18 protein-coding genes are annotated in these 17,621 nt (G+C 72.1%); 7 read left to right on the forward strand and 11 right to left on the reverse strand.

The window, feature by feature from the left end; all coding sequences use genetic code 11:
* Positions 1 to 10: 10 nt before the first annotated feature.
* On the reverse strand, positions 11 to 925 hold the full coding sequence (locus tag D0D28_RS23140; protein ID WP_162831160.1) for a 2-hydroxyacid dehydrogenase: 915 nt from the start codon (positions 923 to 925) through the stop codon (positions 11 to 13).
* 53 nt (positions 926 to 978) lie between these two features.
* Here D0D28_RS23140 and D0D28_RS23145 point away from each other — a divergent pair, with 53 nt between their 5' ends.
* Positions 979 to 2,169, forward strand: a complete 1,191-nt coding sequence (locus D0D28_RS23145; RefSeq protein ID WP_116112316.1) for a PQQ-dependent sugar dehydrogenase — start codon at positions 979 to 981, stop codon at positions 2,167 to 2,169.
* 259 nt (positions 2,170 to 2,428) lie between these two features.
* Here D0D28_RS23145 and D0D28_RS23155 read toward each other — a convergent pair whose 3' ends face one another.
* The 4 genes from D0D28_RS23155 to gatC are packed head-to-tail and all read right to left on the reverse strand — an operon-like array spanning position 2,429 to position 6,250.
* A complete protein-coding gene (locus D0D28_RS23155) occupies positions 2,429 to 2,944 on the reverse strand; it encodes a hypothetical protein (protein WP_116112321.1) in 516 nt (171 codons plus the stop codon).
* 2 nt (positions 2,945 to 2,946) lie between these two features.
* Positions 2,947 to 4,452: an Asp-tRNA(Asn)/Glu-tRNA(Gln) amidotransferase subunit GatB gene (gene gatB / locus D0D28_RS23160; protein ID WP_094007415.1), complete on the reverse strand. Its 1,506-nt coding sequence runs from the start codon at positions 4,450 to 4,452 to the stop codon at positions 2,947 to 2,949.
* Positions 4,449 to 5,954: an Asp-tRNA(Asn)/Glu-tRNA(Gln) amidotransferase subunit GatA gene (gene gatA / locus D0D28_RS23165; protein WP_116112324.1), complete on the reverse strand. Its 1,506-nt coding sequence runs from the start codon at positions 5,952 to 5,954 to the stop codon at positions 4,449 to 4,451. The genes gatB and gatA overlap by 4 nt, the downstream gene beginning before the upstream one ends.
* Positions 5,951 to 6,250, reverse strand: a complete 300-nt coding sequence (gatC, locus tag D0D28_RS23170) for an Asp-tRNA(Asn)/Glu-tRNA(Gln) amidotransferase subunit GatC (RefSeq protein ID WP_017987443.1) — start codon at positions 6,248 to 6,250, stop codon at positions 5,951 to 5,953. The genes gatA and gatC overlap by 4 nt, the downstream gene beginning before the upstream one ends.
* A 215-nt stretch (positions 6,251 to 6,465) precedes the next feature.
* On the opposite strand from gatC, the gene D0D28_RS23175 reads away from it, so the two are divergent.
* Entirely contained in the window at positions 6,466 to 7,119 is a 654-nt protein-coding gene (locus D0D28_RS23175) for an amino acid-binding protein (RefSeq protein ID WP_094007417.1), read from the forward strand.
* Here D0D28_RS23175 and D0D28_RS23180 read toward each other — a convergent pair whose 3' ends face one another.
* The gene (locus D0D28_RS23180) at positions 7,120 to 9,135 is read right to left on the reverse strand and encodes an MMPL family transporter (protein ID WP_116112326.1); all 2,016 of its coding nucleotides are present in this window, start codon (positions 9,133 to 9,135) and stop codon (positions 7,120 to 7,122) included.
* A gap of 229 nt (positions 9,136 to 9,364) precedes the next feature.
* Between D0D28_RS23180 and D0D28_RS23185 the strand changes: the two genes are divergently transcribed.
* Together D0D28_RS23185 and D0D28_RS23190 are read left to right on the forward strand one after the other, a co-directional pair.
* On the forward strand, positions 9,365 to 9,775 hold the full coding sequence (locus tag D0D28_RS23185) for a MarR family winged helix-turn-helix transcriptional regulator (protein ID WP_094007419.1): 411 nt from the start codon (positions 9,365 to 9,367) through the stop codon (positions 9,773 to 9,775).
* Between the two features lie 32 nt (positions 9,776 to 9,807).
* Positions 9,808 to 10,683, forward strand: a complete 876-nt coding sequence (locus tag D0D28_RS23190; protein ID WP_116112328.1) for an NAD(P)-dependent oxidoreductase — start codon at positions 9,808 to 9,810, stop codon at positions 10,681 to 10,683.
* A gap of 3 nt (positions 10,684 to 10,686) precedes the next feature.
* On the opposite strand, the gene D0D28_RS35780 is transcribed toward D0D28_RS23190, so the two are convergent.
* Positions 10,687 to 10,845, reverse strand: coding sequence for a hypothetical protein (locus tag D0D28_RS35780; protein ID WP_158224466.1), 159 nt, complete (start codon positions 10,843 to 10,845; stop codon positions 10,687 to 10,689).
* A gap of 68 nt (positions 10,846 to 10,913) precedes the next feature.
* On the opposite strand from D0D28_RS35780, the gene D0D28_RS35785 reads away from it, so the two are divergent.
* The gene (locus tag D0D28_RS35785) at positions 10,914 to 11,228 is read left to right on the forward strand and encodes a hypothetical protein (RefSeq protein WP_162831161.1); all 315 of its coding nucleotides are present in this window, start codon (positions 10,914 to 10,916) and stop codon (positions 11,226 to 11,228) included.
* Positions 11,229 to 11,294: 66 nt separating this feature from the next.
* Here D0D28_RS35785 and D0D28_RS23195 read toward each other — a convergent pair whose 3' ends face one another.
* Genes D0D28_RS23195 through D0D28_RS23210 form a run of 4 tightly spaced genes read right to left on the reverse strand, consistent with a single transcriptional unit; the run spans position 11,295 to position 15,645 of the window.
* A complete protein-coding gene (locus tag D0D28_RS23195; protein WP_116112330.1) occupies positions 11,295 to 11,786 on the reverse strand; it encodes a GNAT family N-acetyltransferase in 492 nt (163 codons plus the stop codon).
* The gene (gene ligA, locus D0D28_RS23200; protein ID WP_116112332.1) at positions 11,779 to 13,899 is read right to left on the reverse strand and encodes an NAD-dependent DNA ligase LigA; all 2,121 of its coding nucleotides are present in this window, start codon (positions 13,897 to 13,899) and stop codon (positions 11,779 to 11,781) included. Before ligA ends, D0D28_RS23195 begins: the two co-directional genes overlap by 8 nt.
* An 11-nt stretch (positions 13,900 to 13,910) precedes the next feature.
* Positions 13,911 to 14,612, reverse strand: a complete 702-nt coding sequence (locus tag D0D28_RS23205) for a hypothetical protein (RefSeq protein ID WP_116112335.1) — start codon at positions 14,610 to 14,612, stop codon at positions 13,911 to 13,913.
* Between the two features lie 10 nt (positions 14,613 to 14,622).
* Positions 14,623 to 15,645: a methionine synthase gene (locus tag D0D28_RS23210; RefSeq protein WP_116112338.1), complete on the reverse strand. Its 1,023-nt coding sequence runs from the start codon at positions 15,643 to 15,645 to the stop codon at positions 14,623 to 14,625.
* A 179-nt stretch (positions 15,646 to 15,824) separates the two neighbouring features.
* On the opposite strand from D0D28_RS23210, the gene D0D28_RS23215 reads away from it, so the two are divergent.
* Both D0D28_RS23215 and D0D28_RS23220 read left to right on the forward strand, forming a co-directional pair.
* The gene (locus tag D0D28_RS23215) at positions 15,825 to 16,370 is read left to right on the forward strand and encodes a hypothetical protein (protein WP_116112341.1); all 546 of its coding nucleotides are present in this window, start codon (positions 15,825 to 15,827) and stop codon (positions 16,368 to 16,370) included.
* Between the two features lie 86 nt (positions 16,371 to 16,456).
* On the forward strand, positions 16,457 to 17,497 hold the full coding sequence (locus D0D28_RS23220; RefSeq protein WP_116112344.1) for an MBL fold metallo-hydrolase: 1,041 nt from the start codon (positions 16,457 to 16,459) through the stop codon (positions 17,495 to 17,497).
* The last annotated feature ends 124 nt before the right edge of the window (positions 17,498 to 17,621 follow it).

The following is a 17,621-nucleotide window of genomic DNA, read 5'->3' on the forward strand; positions in this document are numbered from 1 at the left end:
GGATCATCGTCTAGTACTCCCCGTGCACGAGGTTCTGCGGCAGCTCCCCGCCGGCATAGCGGGCTATCTCCGCGGCGACCACCGCGTACGAGCGCCGCTTGCTGCCCCTCACCGAGCCCGCGACGTGCGGGGTCAGCACCACGTTCGGCGCCGTCCACAGTGGATGGTCCGGGGGCAGCGGCTCGGGATCGGTGACGTCCAGTGCGGCGCGCAGCCGTCCCGCGGTGAGCTCGGCGAGCAGCGCGTCCGTGTCGACCACCGGGCCGCGGGCGGCGTTGACGAGGATCGCGCCGTCGGGCATCGCGGCGAGGAACTTCGCGTCCACCATCCCGCGGGTGCGCGAGGTGAGCGGCACCATCAGCGCGACGACGTCGTGCCCGCCCAGCAGCCCGGGCAGCTCGTCCACCGGGTGCTCGCCCGCCAGCCCGCTCACGCCGACCAGGGTGACCCGCGCGTCGAACGCCGTGAGGCGGCGCTGGAGTTGTTTCCCCAGGTCACCGGCGCCGACGACGAGCACCCGCTTGTCCTGCAGGGTGTCGGTGGCGTGCAGGTTCCAGCGGTGCGCGGCCTGGTCGGCGGCGAACCCGGGCAGCTCGCGGTAGATCGACAGCAGCACCGCGACCACCCATTCGGCCGTGCTGCCGCCGTGCGCGCCGCGGCATGTGGACAGCAGCACCCCGTCCGGCACGGTGCCGATCCAGTTCTCCGCGCCCGCCGACAGCAGCTGGATCAGCCTCAGGTTCGGCAGCGCGCCGAGCACGGCGTCGCGTTCCTCGGGCCGGTGGGCGCCGGGGACGAGGACCTCCGCGTCAGCGGCCTCGGGCGGCAGCGGCTCGCGCCAGCTGTAGCGGACGGGCCGCACCCCGGCCACCTCACCCAGCGCACGCAGGCCGTCTTCGTCGGGGACCAGAACGGTGACGGGCATGATCACCACGGTACTTACCCGTCGTTCACCCACCGGCACCTAGGCTGGCAGGCGTGCGTGTCGGGACCGGGAAGGCGCGGTGGTGGCTGGTGGCGGCCTGCGGGCTGCTGCTGAGCGGCTGCGCCCAGTTCGACGACCGGGCCGCGAACCAGACGTTCGAACCGGCCCCGGAGCTGACCGCCCCGGCCGGTCCGCAGCCCGAGCTGCCCGAGGCCGACGGCGGTGACGACGAGGCGCGGCCCAGCTCGCCGCAGACATCGATCCCGCCACCGCAGGGCTGCACGGACTACGACCAGTCGGTGATCGCGACCTGCCTGGACACGGTGTCCGCGCTCGCGGCGCTGCCGAACACCGGCGCCGCGCCGGGCGCGCTGGCGGCCGAGCGCCGGACGGGCCGCGTGCTGCAGGTTTCCAGCGGCAACGCACCGGCCGAGGTCATCCGGCTGGACGTGCAGGCGACCGGCGACGGCGGCCTGACCGGGCTCGCGCTGTCCCCGACGTTCGCCGAGGACCAGCTGGTGTTCGCCTACCTCACCACCGCCACCGACAACCGCGTCGTCCGCTTCACGCGCGGCCAGCAGCCGAAGGCGGTGCTGACGGGCATCCCGAAGGGCGCGACCGGCAACCGGGGCGCGATCATGACCGACGGCAAGGGCGCCCTGCTGGTCGCGACGGGCGACGCGGGCAACCCGTCGGCGGCGGCCGACCCGAACTCGCTGGCCGGCAAGGTGCTGCGCATCGACACGGCGGGCAATGCGGCCCAGGGCAACCCGACGCCGGGTTCACGGGTGTACGCGAGCGGCGTGCACTCCCCCGGCGGCCTGTGCAAGGCGACGGACGGTTCCCGGATGTGGATCACCGATCGGGGCACCTCCGTGGACGCGCTGTACCCGATCGTGCCGGGCGCGTCCCTCGCGGTGCCGACGTGGACGTGGCCGGAGAAGCCGGCGCTGGCGGGCTGCGCGGACAGCGGCACGGCGGTCGTCGTCGCCACCTCGGTGGGCGCCAACCTGCAGGAACTGCCCATCACGCTGGACGGCTCGGTGGGCGGCAAGCCGAAGGCGCTGATGGACGGCAAGAACGGCACGGCCTACGGCCGGTACGGCGGCCTGGACCAGATCGACAGCCAGTTCGCACTCGTGGGAACCGTCAACAAGGACGGCGGAAACCCCATCTCCAGCGACGACCGGGTCGTGCTGATCTCACTGCAAGCCAGCCCGAGCGGCGGCAGCGGCAAGGACTAGGAACGCAGAACTCGCGCACGGGAACGCAGAACTCGCGCGCAGGAACGTGGGACTCGCGGACGCACACTCGGGGCCCTCCAGGTAGGCGGTGCGGAAGCCCCGCGACTCGCCACCGGCGGCCGACCGGTCGTGCCCGATGCCGAACTGCGAGAACCGAGGACGTCCCCCGGCGCGGGCGAGCTGCCACGCGCCCATCGCGCCCATCGTGCCGAGCCCGGCCACCGCCACGTCGGCGTCGAACGCCGTGACCGTCTCCGATTCAGCGGCGCCGCAACGCGCGCACGTCCAGCACGGCCGCCACCACGGAGGCCAGCGCGCCGAGCATCCCCAGGTACCGGCCGATGCCGGCGTACAGCCCGATCCCACCTTCGTCGAGCAGGCCGCGGGTGTCCTCGTCGAACTGCCAGCCCATCGCGAACCAGCCGAGGACCATCAGCAGCAGCGCCACCACGGCGAAGATCAGCCACAGGTGCGGCAGCCCGGCGACCCGCACCTTCCGGAACTGGCCGAACGCCGCCACGGCCAGCCCGGCCGCCAGCAGCAGCAACGGCCCGCACCACGCCAGGAAACCGGTGGTCCAGGCGTCCCGCGCGACGTCCGACGACGGCAGCTCACGCAGGGCTTCGTCGACGACCTGGTTCGTCGCCGCCAGGTTCGTCCAGGGCAGGAACAGGGCGAGCGTGGCCACCACGCCCGCCCCCAGCCCCGTCCACTCGCGCCAGCTGACGCGCGCGAGCGAGAACCGCTCGGGCTCCGCGGACACCTTCGACGGCATCCTCAGGCGCCCACCCGCTCGATGATGAGTTCCCGCACGCGCTTGGCGTCGGCCTGGCCCTTGGTCGCCTTCATGACCGCGCCGACGATCGCGCCCGCGGCCTGCACCTTGCCGCCGCGGATCTTGTCCGCGATGTCCGGCTGCGCGGCCAGCGCCTCGTCGACCGCGGCGAGCAGCGCCGAGTCGTCGGACACGACCTTCAGGCCCCGCTTCTCCACGACCTCGTCCGGCTCGCCCTCACCGGCCAGCACGCCCTTGACGACCTCGCGCGCGAGTTTGTTGGTCAGCTCGCCGGAGTCGACCAGCGCGGCCACCCGGGCGACCTGCGCCGGGGTGATCGGCAGCGCGGTGATCTCGGTCTCGCGGGCGTTGGCCTCCTGCGCCAGGAAGTTGACCCACCAGCTGCGGGCCTCGTTCGGTTTCGCGCCCTCGGCCACCGTCGCCTCGACCAGCTCGACCGCGCCCGAGTTGAACAGGTCGCGCAGCTCCTCGGCGGACAGGTTCCACTCGGTCTGGATGCGCTTGCGGCGCGCGGCCGGCATCTCCGGCAGCGTCCCACGCAGCTCTTCCACCCACTCGCGCGACGGCGCGATCGGGACCAGGTCGGGCTCCGGGAAGTACCGGTAGTCCTCGGCGGTCTCCTTGGTGCGGCCCGGCGAGGTCGTGCCGTCGGACTCCTGGAAGTGCCGGGTCTCCTGGGTGACCTTGCCACCGGCGACCAGCACCGCGGCCTGCCGCGTCATCTCGTACCGCACGGCGCGCTCGACGCTGCGGAAGGAGTTGACGTTCTTGGTCTCGGTGCGGGTGCCGAACTCGGTCGTGCCCTTGGGCATCAGCGACACGTTGGCGTCGCAGCGCAGCGAGCCCTGGTCCATCCGCACGTCGGACACGTCCAGCGCACGCAGCAGGTCGCGCAGCGCGGTCACGTACGCGCGCGCCACCTCGGGCGCCCGCGAACCCATGCCGACGATCGGCTTGGTGACGATCTCGATCAGCGGCACGCCGGCGCGGTTGTAGTCGAGCAGCGAGTGCTCCGCGCCGTGAATGCGCCCGGTGGCGCCACCGACGTGCAGCGACTTGCCGGTGTCCTCCTCCATGTGCGCGCGCTCGATCTCCACGCGCACGACCTCGCCGTCGTCCAGCGTCACGTCCAGGTAGCCGTTGACCGCGATCGGCTCGTCGTACTGCGAGGTCTGGAAGTTCTTCGGCATGTCCGGGTAGAAGTAGTTCTTCCGGGCGAACCGGCACCACTCGGCGATCTCGCAGTTGAGCGCCAGCCCGATGCGGATCGCGCCCTCGACGCCCTTGCCGTTGAGCACCGGCAGCGCACCGGGCAGGCCGAGGCAGGTCGGGCACACGTGGGTGTTGGGCTCGCCGCCGAACTCGTTGGCGCAGCCGCAGAACATCTTCGTCTTGGTGTTCAGCTCGACGTGGACCTCGAGCCCGAGCACCGGGTCGAACCGCTCGACGACCTCGGCGTAGTCCATCACTTCGGCAACGGCGGTCACGCCGAGACTCCCTTCAGCTCCGGAACCCGGTCGATGATCGAGCCGCGCGCGACCTCGTAGGCGGCGCCGACCCGGTAGAGCCGGTCGTCGGCCAGCGCCGGGGCCATGATCTGCAGGCCGACCGGCAGACCGTCCTCATCGGACAGTCCACTGGGCACGCTCATGGCGGCGTTGCCGGCCAGGTTCGCCGGGATGGTGCACAGGTCGGCGAGGTACATGGCCATCGGGTCGTCGACGCGCTCGCCGATCTTGAACGCGGTGGTCGGGGTGGTCGGCGAGACCAGCACGTCCACCTTCTCGAAGGCCGCGTCGAAGTCGCGCTTGACGAGCGTGCGCACCTTCTGCGCCGAGCCGTAGTAGGCGTCGTAGTAGCCGGAGGACAGCGCGTACGTGCCGAGCATGATGCGGCGCTTGACCTCGGGGCCGAAACCGGCCTCGCGGGTGAGCGACATGACCTCTTCGGCGCTGTGCGAACCGTCGTCGGCGACGCGGAGGCCGTAGCGCATCGCGTCGAAGCGGGCCAGGTTGGACGAGGCCTCGCTCGGCGCGATCAGGTAGTACGCCGGCAGCGCGTAGACGAAGTTCGGGCAGGACACCTCGACGACCTCGGCGCCCAGCGCGCGCAGCTGGTCCACGGCGTTCTCGAACGAACGCTGCACCCCGGCCTGGTAGCCCTCGCCGCTGAACTCCTTGACCACACCGACCTTGACGCCCTTGAGGTCGCCGCGCATGCCCTCGCGCGCGGCGGCGACGACCGGCGGCACCGGCGCGTCGATCGAGGTCGAGTCGAGCGGGTCGTGCCCGGCGATGACCTCGTGCAGCAGCGCCGCGTCCAGCACGGTGCGGGCGCACGGCCCGGCCTGGTCGAGCGAGGACGAGAACGCCACCAGCCCGTACCGGGACACGCCGCCGTAGGTCGGCTTCACGCCGACCGTGCCGGTGACCGCGCCCGGCTGGCGGATCGAGCCGCCGGTGTCGGTGCCGATCGCCAGCGGCGCCTCGAACGCGGCCAGCGACGCGGCCGAGCCACAGCCGGAGCCGCCCGGGATGCGGGCGTGGTCCCACGGGTTGTGCGTGGGACCGAACGCCGAGTTCTCGGTGGAGGAGCCCATCGCGAACTCGTCCATGTTGGTCTTGCCCAGGATCGGCACGCCGGCTTCGCGCAGCTTGCGCGTGACCGTCGCGTCGTACGGCGGGATCCAGTTCTCCAGGGTCTTCGACCCGCAGGTCGTGGGCAGGCCCCGGGTGGTCAGCACGTCCTTGAGGGCGAGCGGGACACCGGCGATCGGCGAGGCCGGGGCCTGGCCGCCGGCCAGGGCGGAGTCGACCGCGCGGGCGGCCGCGAGGGCGCCCTCGGCGTCGACCGTGAGGAACGCGTGGACGTGGTCGTCGACCTCGCCGATGCGGTCCAGGTGCGCCTGCGTGACCTTCGCCGAGGACACCTCGCGCGCGTGGATCTTCTCGGCCAGCTCGGCGGCCGGCAGACGTGTTAGGTCGGTCACTGTTCCTCCCCCAGGATCCGCGGCACCCGGAAGCGGCCCTCCTCGGCGGCCGGCGCACCGGCCAGGGCCTGCTGCTGGGTGAGCCCGGGCCGGACCACGTCCTCGCGGAAGACGTTCGTGAGCGGCACGGCGTGCGAGGTCGGCGGCACGTCGTCGGCGGCGACCTCGCTGACCTTGGCCACCGCGTCCAGGATCTGGTCGAGCTGACCTGCGAAAACGTTCAGCTCGTCGTCGGTGACCGCGAGCCTGGCGAGCTTGGCCAGGTGCGCGACCTCGTCGCGGGAAATGTTGGGCACGCGGGTGACTCCCGGGGTGTGCGGATCGGTGTTTCGGTGAGTTCCAAGTCTATGGCGGCGGGCCTTGCGACCTCGACCGGGTTGTTCACGGCGGGCGCGCGATCCGGTCTCGGTAGGCAGACGATGGCTCCCCGTGACGGCTTTCGTCTGTCACAATCAGCGGCCGGTTGCGCTCCCCGGCGAGGCGGGAGCGCCGGACCCGAGAGGGGTTCACGTTGTCCTTCCTGATCCGGGTGCAGCTCCCGGACACGCCAGGAACCCTCGGAGCGGTCGCGACGGCTCTCGGCATGATCGGGGCGGACATCCTCTCGGTGGACGTGGTCGAGCGCGGCGGCGGCGTCGCGATCGACGACATGGTCGTCGAACTCCCCTCCGGGCGGCTGCCGGACGCGGTGATCACCGCGGCGGAGAGCGTGGAGGGCGTCGAGGTCGACGCGGTGCGGCCGTACGCCGGTGTGCTGGACACCCACCGCGAGCTGGAACTGGTCGAGGAGATCGCCGCGCAGCCGGCCTCCGGGCTGTCGGTGCTGGTCGAGGGCGTGCCGCGGATCATCCGCGCGGGCTGGGCGATCGTGGTGTCGGTCAGCGACGCGGGTGTGGACCGGCTGGCGTCCTCGAGCGCGTCGCCCGAGGCGCCGATCACCGACCTGCCGTGGCTGCCGCTGGAGCGCGCCACGATCCTGGACTCCGAGGACTCGTGGGTGCCGGAGACCTGGCAGGAGCTGGGCACCGAGCTGGCCGCGACGCCGCTCGGGAAGCCGGACAAGGCGCTGCTCGTCGGCCGCCCCGGCGGGCCGATGTTCCGGGCGGCCGAGGTCGCGCGCCTGGCCCACCTGGCCGGGATCGTCGCCGTCGTGCTCGACGGCTGATCACGGCACCGTCGAGGGCCACCAGATCCGCCGCCCGACGTCCAGCGTCAGGGCCGGCACCAGCAGCGACCGCACGATCAGGGTGTCGAGCAGCACGCCGAACGCGACGATGAACGCGATCTGGGCCAGGAACAGGATCGGGATCACCGCCAGCGCCGCGAACGTCGCCGCGAGCACGACCCCCGCCGAGGTGATCACGCCGCCGGTGAGCGTGAGCCCGCGCAGCGTGCCGTCGTGGGTGTTCGTGTGGAGTGCTTCTTCGCGGACCCGGGTCATCAGGAAGATGTTGTAGTCGATCCCGAGCGCCACCAGGAAGACGAACCCGAACAGCGGCACCGCCGGGTCCGCGCCCGGGAAGCCCAGCAGGTGGTTGAACACCAGCGCGGACACGCCCATGGTGGCGGCGAAGGACAGCACGACGGTCGCGATCAGCAGCAACGGCGCGAGCAGGGCCCGCAGCAGGAGCGCGAGCACCCCGAAGATCACCACGAGGACGATCGGGATGATCACCGCGCGGTCCCGTTCGGAGGTCTCCTGCGTGTCCAGCTGGGTCGCGGTGGTGCCGCCGACCAGCGCATCCGCGCCGGGCACGGCGTGCACGGCCTGGCGGATGCGGCCGACCGTGCCGAGCCCGGCCTCGGAGTCGGCGGCGTCGGTGAGGATCGCGACGACCTGAACGCGGCCGTTGACCACGTTGGGCGCCGCGGCGACCTGGGCGACGCCGTCCACCCGCGCGGCCCGCGCGACCGCCTCGGCCTGGCCGGCGTTGGTGATGATGGTGGTCGGTGAGCCGGAGCCGCCCGGGAAGTGCTCGACCAGGACCTCCTGACCGGCGACCGAGTCGACCGGGGTGAGGAAGAGGTCGGACTGGGCGACCCCGCCGGCCTTGAGCTGTGGCACGAACGCCGCACCGGCCAGCAGCAGGACGGTGGTGCCGATCCAGACCGCGCGGGGCTTGCGCGCGACAGCCTCGGCGATGCGGCCCCAGATGCCGCTCGACTCCGGGTGCGGTGAGCCGAGCTCGGGCCGGATCGGCCAGAAGGCGGCGCGGCCGAGCAGGGCGAGCGCGGCGGGCAGGAAGGTGACCGAGGCTCCGAACGCGGCGGCGATGCCGATCGCGGCGACCGGGCCGAGGCCGCGGTTGGACTGCAGGTCGGAGAACAGCAGGCAGAGCACACCGAGCACGACGGTCCCGGCGGAGGCGGCGATCGGCTTGAGCGTGGCGCGCCAGGCCAGTTTGACGGCTTCGTAGCGGTTCTCCGTGTCGCGGAGTTGCTCGCGGAACCGGGAGACCAGCAGCAGCGCGTAGTCGGTGGCCGCGCCGAAGACGAGGATGAACAGGATGCCCTGGCTCTGGCCGTTGAGGGTGAGCACGCCGTGGTCGGCGAGGACGTAGACGACCAGGCTGGCCAGGCCGAGCGCGAAGACGGCGGAGAGCAGGACGACGAGCGGTAGCAGCGGGCTGCGGTAGACCACGACGAGGATCAACGCCACGACGATGCCGGCGACCAGCAGGAGGAGGCCGTCGATGCCGCCGAACGCGGTGACCAGGTCGGCGATCTGGGCAGCCGGACCGGTGACGAGGACGGTGAGCCCCTCGGGTGCGGCTTCGAGCTGGGCGCGGATCTGCTCGACGACCTCGCCGGGTTCGCCGCCGACCCGGACGGAGACGGTGAGTTCGAGGGCCTGGCCGTCCCGGGAGGGTTGCGGGCTCGCGGCGTTCGTGACGCCGGGGATGGCTTGGATGCGGCCCGCGGCCTCGGTGAGGAAGGCGCTGTCCTGGGGCGTGACGCCGGTGGCCCGCTCGGCGACGACGATCGCCGGCAGGGTCTCGTCGGTGGAGAAGGTGCGCTGTTCGGCAAGGGCGCGGGTGGATTCGGCGGAGGCCGGGAGGAAGGCCGAGTTGTCGTTGGTGGAGACGTCGCTGAGCTTGCCGGCGTAGGGGCCGCCGAGTCCCCCGAGCACCAGCCAGGCGACGACGAGCAGGGCGGGGACGAGCCAGCGTGCGGTCCTCATGGGCTAATACAGTCCTAGGGATCGGAGAATTGTTCAGCAGGCTGAACATTACCGGGAGGTGCGGTTGGCCGCAGAGGAAGGCCGGGCAAAACGGGCACGGCGCGGCGACGCGGTGGCGGGCCGCATGGGACAGGGCGCGGCACCGCGATCCCCAGCGGGATCCCCAGCGGGATCCCCGATTCCGGGGCAGCCTCCGGGCGGCGGAGCGCCGGCGCCGGGTGAGGAAGGGATGGCGTCCTGGCCCACCGGGCGCTTGCTGTCGGCCGCGGCGAGGCTTGTCGAGCAGCGGTGGACGGCGCGGCTCGAGACGCTCGGGCTGTCGCACGCCGGGCTGATCGCCCTGCACACGTTGCGCGGTGGGCCGCTGTCGCAGCGGGCGCTGGCCCGCCGGTGCCAGGTGACCGACCAGACGATGAGCCGCACGCTCGACCGGCTGTCCAGGTCGGGGTACGTCACTCGCGTGCCCGATCCGCTGGACGGCCGCCGCTCCCTGGCGCGGCTCACCCCGGCGGGCGAGGACGTCCTGGCGACCTCGGAGCAGATCGCACGGGACGACTCGTCCGTCATCGGCGCGCTCGGCGGCGACGCGGCCTTCCGGCGGCAGCTGATCGAGCTGATCGCCCACCTCAGCGGGTCATGACAAGTGTCATAATCGCGCGCTAGGGTGCTCGCATGAAGCTGGGTTTCCTGGGGCTGGGCGTGATGGGCACGCCGATGGCGCTCAACCTCGTCCGCGCGGGGACGCCGCTCGTCGTGTGGAACCGGACCGCGGCCAAGGCCGAGGTGCTGCGGGCGGCGGGCGCGGAGGTGGCCGGGAGCGCGGCCGAGGTGTGCCGCCGGGTGGACGTCGTGTTCCTGATGCTGGCCGACGGCGCCGCGGTGGATGCCGCGCTGGGCCGTGGCGGGAGCGAGTTCGCGGCGAACGTCGGCGGGCGGATCGTCGTGCACATGGGGACGACGTCGCCGGAGTATTCACGCGGGCTGGCGACCGAGGTCGCGGCGGCGGGTGGCCGGTACGTCGAGGCGCCGGTGTCGGGGTCGCGCAAGCCGGCCGAGGCGGGTCAGCTGGTGGCGATGCTGGCGGGCGAGCCGGGCGCGGTGGCCGAGGTGGGGCCGTTGCTGGCGCCGATGTGCCGTCAGGTGGTCGAGTGCGGGCCGGTGCCGGGCGGGTTGCTGATGAAGCTCGCGGTGAACCTGTACCTGATCACGATGGTGACGGGCCTGGCCGAGGCGACGCACTTCGCCGAGCGGCAGGGCCTGGACCTGGGGCGGTTCGTGGAGGTGCTGAACGCGGGCCCGATGGCGAGCGACGTGTCCCGGGTGAAGGTGGCGAAGCTGGTGGCGCGGGACTTCGAGGTGCAGGCGGCCATCGCGGACGTGCTGAAGAACAACCGGCTGGTCGCGGAGGCCGCCCGCGCGGCGGGGCTGGCGTCACCGCTGCTGGACGTGTGCCACGCCCTCTACGGCGAGGCTGTGGCGCTGGGGTACGGCAGGGAAGACATGGCCGCGGTGGTCCGCGCTATTCAGGCGCGGGGTTCGGGTTTGTAGTCGCTACGCGGGTTTTTTGCGCCGGACGAGGGACCGCGCCCAGAATGCCGGAACCTGGTCGAAGGAACGGTTCGAGGATCGGTCGTCCAGGCTCACACGATCAATGGCGACGTGCGATTCGATCAATCCCACACCGTCCAGCACATCGTGTATGTCGATCACCCGCACACAATCCGGAGGCGTTTCTCCCTTCTTGGCCTCCTGGTCATGGCGGCCGGCGGATATGGGGGATGACTGTCGCCGGACTCGTCTGTGTCCTGACAGGCGAAGCCTGGGCACAGGGCAGCAACTGGCCAGGCGCCGTTCCGGGACTGGCGTTGATGGGCGCCGCCGGCGCTTTGACCGTCACGTTCGCAACAAGACGACGACTGCTGCCTCAGCTACGGCACAGGACTGTGATCTTCGTCAGCATCGGCCTGATCAGCTTGCCCCTCGCGTGCGCTGTACCCAACGAACGACAAAACGGAATCGGCATGTACTTCTGCTTCGCAGGAGCTTTCCTCACCCTCGGCATCGGCGTGATTGTGATGCGCCGCCGTACATGAGACCGTGATCCACCCTGGCGCGTCGTCCAACTGCGATCTGACGGGCGCACACTCCTGCGGGTTTCCTCACAGGGCCAGCCGGAAAGCACGCAGCCACCGGCCCGGCAGCGGCTCCCAATCCCGCTCGGGGAGGCGGCTGAAACCCAGGCGTTCGTACAGCCGGTGGGCCGTCTTCATGGCGTCCAGGCTGGACATCACCACCGCCGATGCGCCGATCTCGCGGGCCTTCTCGACGACCGTGCGGGTCAGGAGTTCGCCGACGCCGCGGCCCCGGGCGGCCGCTGCGGTGGCCAGCATGCGGAACTCCAGCTCGCCGTCGCGGGCGATTTCCGAGTAGTGCGTGCCCGGGCGGACGATCGTCACCGAGCCGAGCAGGCCATCGTCGTCCGTGGCGACCAGCAGTTCGGCGTGCGCGGCGCGGTGAGCGGCGTCGCTCAGTTCGCGCACGTAGTCGTCGTCCGCGGCGATCAGGCCGTCGGCCACGTAGGCGGACACGGTCAGCGCCCCCACCGCCGCGAACTCCTCAGGCCGCGCCGGCCGCACCGACACCTCACTCACCGCCCGGCTCCTCCGTCGGTAGCGCCACCTCGGCGGCGGCTTCCGGGCCCCGGTCCAGCAGCACCTGGAAACCGGCCTCGTCGAGGATGGGGACCTTCAGCTGGACCGCCTTGTCGTACTTGGAGCCCGGCGCGTCGCCGACCACGACGAACGCCGTCTTCTTCGACACCGATCCCGCGGCCTTGCCGCCGCGCGACATGATCGCCTCCTTGGCCTCGTCGCGGGAGAACGTGTTCAGCGAACCGGTCACCACGATCGACAGGCCCTCCAGCGTGCGCGGCACCGACTCGTCGCGCTCCTCCACCATCCGGACCCCGGCGCGGCGCCACTTCTCCACCACCTCGCGGTGCCAGTCGACGGCGAACCACTCGCGCAGCGCGTTCGCGATCGTCGGGCCCACACCGTCCACATCGGCCATCGCGGCCTCGTCGGCGTTCTCGATCGCCTCCAGCGAGCCGAACTCGCGCGCCAGCGCCTGCGCCGCCGTCGGGCCGACGTGCCGGATCGACAACGCCACCAGCACCCGCCACAGTGGACGGTCCTTCGCGCTGTCCAGGTTGGCCAGCAGCTTGCGCCCGTTGGCCGACAGCTCCCCCGCCTTCGTGCGGAACAGCTCGACCCGCCCCAGCTTCTCCTCGTCCAGATCGAAGATGTCGCCCTCGTCGACGACCACACCGGACTCCAGCAGCGCCGTCGCCGCCTCGTAACCGAGCACCTCGATGTCGAACGCGCCCCGCCCGGCCAGGTGGAACAGCCGCTCCCGCAACTGCGCGGGACACGACCGCGCGTTCGGGCAGCGGATGTCGACGTCGCCCTCCTTCTGGTGCGCCAGCTTCGTGCCGCACTCCGGGCAGAACGTGGGCATGACGAACTCGCGCTCGTCCCCGGTGCGCACGTCGACCACGGGACCGAGCACCTCGGGGATCACGTCGCCCGCCTTGCGGATCACCACGCGGTCGCCGATCAGCACGCCCTTGCGCTTGACCTCCTGCGCGTTGTGCAGCGTCGCCATCGCCACCGTCGACCCGGCCACCTTCACCGGCTCCATCACCGCGAACGGCGTGACCCGGCCGGTGCGGCCGACGTTGACCTGGATGTCGAGCAGCCGGGTGGTGGCCTCCTCCGGCGGGTACTTGTAGGCGATGGCCCACCGCGGCGCGCGGGAGGTGCTGCCCAGCCGCCGCTGCAGCGACACCTGGTCGACCTTCACCACGATGCCGTCGATCTCGTGCTCGGCGTCGTGCCGGTGCTCGCCCCAGTACCGGATGTGGTCCAGCAGCTCGGACGCCTTGTCGACCACCTTGGTGTGGCCGGACACCGGCAGCCCCCACGCCGCCAGCGCCTCGTAGGCCTCCGACTGCCGCGCCGGCTCGAAACCCTCGCGCTTGCCCAGCCCGTGGCAGATCAGCCGCAGCTTGCGGCTGCGCGTGACCTTCGGGTCCTTCTGCCGCAACGACCCGGCCGCGGTGTTGCGCGGGTTCGCGAACGGCGGCTTGCCCGCCTCGACCAGCCGGGCGTTCAGCTCGGCGAAGTCCTCGACGCGGAAGAACACCTCGCCGCGCACCTCGACGAGGTCGGGCACCGGGTACTCGTCGGTGCCGGTCAGCGTCTCCGGCACCTGCTCCAGCGTGCGGACGTTGAGCGTGACGTCCTCACCCGTGCGGCCGTCGCCGCGGGTGAGCCCCCGGACCAGCCGCCCCTTCTCGTACAGCAGGTTGATGGCCAGCCCGTCGATCTTCAGCTCGCACAGGTACTGCGTGGCCCCGCCGACCTCGCGTTCCACCCGGTCCACCCACGCCTGCAACTCCTCCTCGTCGAAGACGTTGTCCAGGCTCATCATGCGTTCGAGGTGGTCGACCGCGACGAAGTCGGTGGAGAACGTGCCGCCCACGTTCTGGGTCGGCGAGTCGGGCGTGGCCAGGCCCGGGTACTCCGACTCCAGCCGCTCCAGTTCCTTGAGCAGCTCGTCGAACTCGCCGTCGGTGATGACCGGCGAGTCCAGCACGTAGTACCGGAACTGGTGCCCGCGCACCTCTTCCGCGAGCGCGCCGTGGCGCTCGCGGACCTCGGCGGGAACCTCGGTGACGTCCTGTGCGGCGGGAGTCTCACTCACAGTCGGTCAGCTTAGTCAGCACCCCCGACAGTTTCCGGGCGTTCCTCGTCCAGACCGCGGACCAGGTCACGCAGTTCCAGGAGCGTGATGGCGCCGGCGGGCTCGGTCTCGGCCGCCTCCACCCTGCGTAACCGTTTCGCCGCGAGGCGTTCCCCGAGCGTCGCGTCCAGCGGCAGGAAGGTCATCGCCGCCCGGGTGGCCGCGTCGAGTTCACCCAGCAGCGGGTGGTGGACCGCGACGTCGGCGACCCCGTCGGCCTCGTCGACCTGCGCGGCGACCCGGACGTCGGCCAGCGCGACCGACCGCGTCCCGAGGTTCACCGTCACGCCGGTCGGATCGGGCACCGGCGGCACCGAGTCGTGGTACTCCCAGATGGCGTCCTCGGGCGGCGCCGCGGCCTTCCACGCGTCGGTGAACGGCCGCAGCGCGGGGTCCTCCTGGCCGCTCACCACGAGGGCGTAGATGGCCCGCTGGCCTCGTTCGAGTGACACGTGCAGGTTCGGGTGCAGCTCGGCGACGGCGGCGGCCAGCTCGCCCTCGACGCGCTGCGGCTGGCGGTCGCCCAGCGCCGCGCTGATCTCCGGCAGCATCTCCGCCCAGCGGCGCCAGAACCGCTCCGCGGCCGCCACCGGGTCGCCTTGCACCGCCTGCTCGGGCCACGCCGTGCGCGGGTCGGGCAGGTCGTCCTCGCGGCGTCGTCGAAACCATCGCATCGCCGAAGTCCTACCAGCCCTCCGGTGGCTCCACGAACGCTTTGCCCAGATCCGTGGTCAGCTTCAGCGCGCGGCGCGTCCAGTCGGCGCTCGCCCCGGCGAAGCCGCAGGTCGGCGTCGGGACCGCGCGGTCGGCCAGGGTCGAGCGGGCGAACCCGAGCCGGTCGGCCAGCGCCAGCGCGAGCTGCGCCAGCTCCCGCAGCGACGGCCGCCGCGCGGGCTCCAGCGCGGGCACCAGGCCCAGGAACAACACGGTCCCGCTGTCCCAGGCCTCGCCGAGTTCGTCGAGCAGGGTCGCGGGCGCCCCGGCCAGCAACGTCGCGTCGATCGCCAGCGCGCCCGCACCGGCCGCGTGCAGCAGGCCGACCGGCGGCCGCGCGGCGCAGCAGTGCACGACGACCGGCTGCCCGGTCAGCTCACCGGCCCGTTCGATCACGCGGCCGAGCAAGTCCCGCGCCTCCGGCTCGGGCACGGCCGGGACGTTGCCGTAGCCCGACGGCGTGGGCAGGGCGCCCGCCAGCACGTCCGGCAGCGTCGGCTCGTCGAACTGGACCACGACCTCGGCGCCGGTGCGAGCCTTCAGTTCCCCGACGTGCGCGGCCAGCCCCTCCAGCACCGATTCGGTGAACTCCCGCACCGCGCCCCGGTCGGTGAGCACGCGGTGGCCGCGCGGCAGCTCGATCCCGGCGGCCAGCGTCCACGGCCCGGCCAGCTGCGTCTTGATGAGCGGGGCGCCACCCGTTTCGGTGACCGCGTCGAGGTCCCAGCGCAGCAGGTCGACCGCCCGCCGGTGGTCGCGCCCCGGCCGGGCGGCGACCCGGTAGCCGCTGGGCACGACCTCGATCGCGAGGTCGACCAGCATCGCGGCGGTCCGCCCGATCAGGTCCGCGCCGACGCCGCGGGCCGGCAGCTCCGGCAGATGCGGGAAGTCGGGCAGCTCGCCGAAGACGACCGAGGCCGCCTCCGCCGGGTCGGTACCGGGCATCGATCCCACCGCGGTGGCCGCACCGGGTGGCCAGACGTGTTCGCTCACACCCCGATTCTCCTCCACGGCCGCCCGGCCACCCGCGCCCCGGCCCCGACGGCCGGGAAATGGCACCGGCGGCGATTGGCGAAAAGGGGCCGCAATCGGAAATCCGGTCAACCGGACATATCCGCGTAATTCACCGGTCGTCTCCCGTTCTTGATTTTCGCTGGCTAACCTTGACCGGCATGACGAGCGGTTCGCGGCAGGTGGGCGGCGGCACCCTGTTCACCGAGCCCTTCCTGGTGGTCAGCCACCGTGCCGGCGCGGCCGAATCCGGCGTGCGGGACCAGTACGGACAGCCGCTGGGAACCGTCGCGGAAGCCGAGAACGGCACGTTCCGGAAAGCGCTGCGGATGATCACCGGATCGGCCCGGTTCCGCCCGAACTGTTTCGCGGTGCGCGACTCCGGCGGAAGTGTCGTGCTGAAAGTGCGGGTGCACGACTCACGCTTTCTGGTGACCCGCGCCGACGGGACGCCGATCGGCGAGATCGCCCCCGACGGGCCGCACCGGTTCGCCCTGTCGGCCCACGGACGGCCGGTCGGCGCGCTGGAGAACCGGCCCCCGCGCGACTTCCGCATCACCGGCTCCGCGGGCAGCGAGGTGGCGCGGGCGGCCGAGGAGCCCGGCCGCGGCTACGTCGTCGAGGTGTTCGCGCAGCTCACGGACCCGCTGGCGAGCCTGGTGATCGCCGCCGCGCTGACCGTGGAGACCGCGCTGCGGCCAAGGTGACGTGGGTCTCAACCGCGGCAGGTGGACATTCCACCCGGGAAGTTCCAAAGTGAAATATCCCGGGTCGGAAAGGACGATGAGGTCTCGTGGAACCAATTCCCGAAGGCAGCGCCGAGTGGAGCGAGCCCGGCCTGTACACCGTGGCGCCGGGCGTGCACCGGATCCCGTTGCCGCTGCCGAACGACGGGCTGCGGGCCGTCAACGTCTACGCCCTCACCGAGGCCGACGACCTGGTGCTCATCGACTCCGGCTGGGCGCTGGCGGAGGCGCGCGAGCAGCTGGCCGCGGCGCTCAAGGGGCTGGGCGCCGAACTCGGTGACGTGAGCCAGTTCCTGGTCACCCACGTGCACCGGGACCACTACACGCAGGCGGTCGCGCTGCGGCGCGAGTTCGGCGGGCGGATCGCGCTGGGCTCACTGGAGGAGTCGTCGTTGCGCATGACGGCCGATCCGGACGTGGTGCCGCTCATCGGCCAGATCTCCGCGCTGCGGGCGTGCGGCGCCGACGCGGTGGCCGACGAGCTGGTGCGGGTTTTCGAAATCCACGGCCGCAACACGGAGGCCTCGATCTGGGAGCTGCCCGACGAGTGGCTGACGCCGGGCCGGCGGACCGTGCTGCCGAGCCGCTCGCTGGACGTCGTGCACACGCCGGGGCACACCGCCGGGCACGTGGTGTTCGACGACGGCGCGGCCGGGCTGATGTTCACCGGCGACCACGTGCTGCCGCACATCACGCCGTCGATCGGGTTCCAGCCCGCGGTGGCGGAGATGCCGCTGCGCGACTTCCTGGACTCGCTGCGCCTGGTGCGCGGCATGCCGGACCGGCGGATGCTGCCGGCACACGGCCCGGTGACCGACAGCGTGCACGCCCGCGTCGACGAGCTGCTGGACCACCACGCCCAGCGGCTGGACGTCATCGCGACGACCATTGTGGACGGTGCGCGGACGGCGTACGAGTCGGCGCTGCGGCTGGGCTGGACGCGGCGGCAGCGCAAGCTCGGCGAGCTGGACGTGTTCAACCAGATGCTCGCCGTCCTGGAGACCGCCGCGCACCTCGACCTGCTCGTGCACCAGGGCAAGCTGATGCTCCTGGTCGAGGACGGGGTGCGCCGCTACTCGGTGGCCTAGGAAGTGTCCTGTAAGTCATCGGAGCCAGAGGATGATGGCGGCGATGGTGAGTTCGGCTTGGTAGTAGGCGGCGCGTTTGGCGTAGCGGGTGGCTAGGTCGCGAAACTGTTTGAGCCGGTTGAAG

It is taken from the genome of Amycolatopsis ruanii (assembly GCF_003385175.1).
Classification (GTDB): domain Bacteria; phylum Actinomycetota; class Actinomycetes; order Mycobacteriales; family Pseudonocardiaceae; genus Amycolatopsis_E; species Amycolatopsis_E thermalba.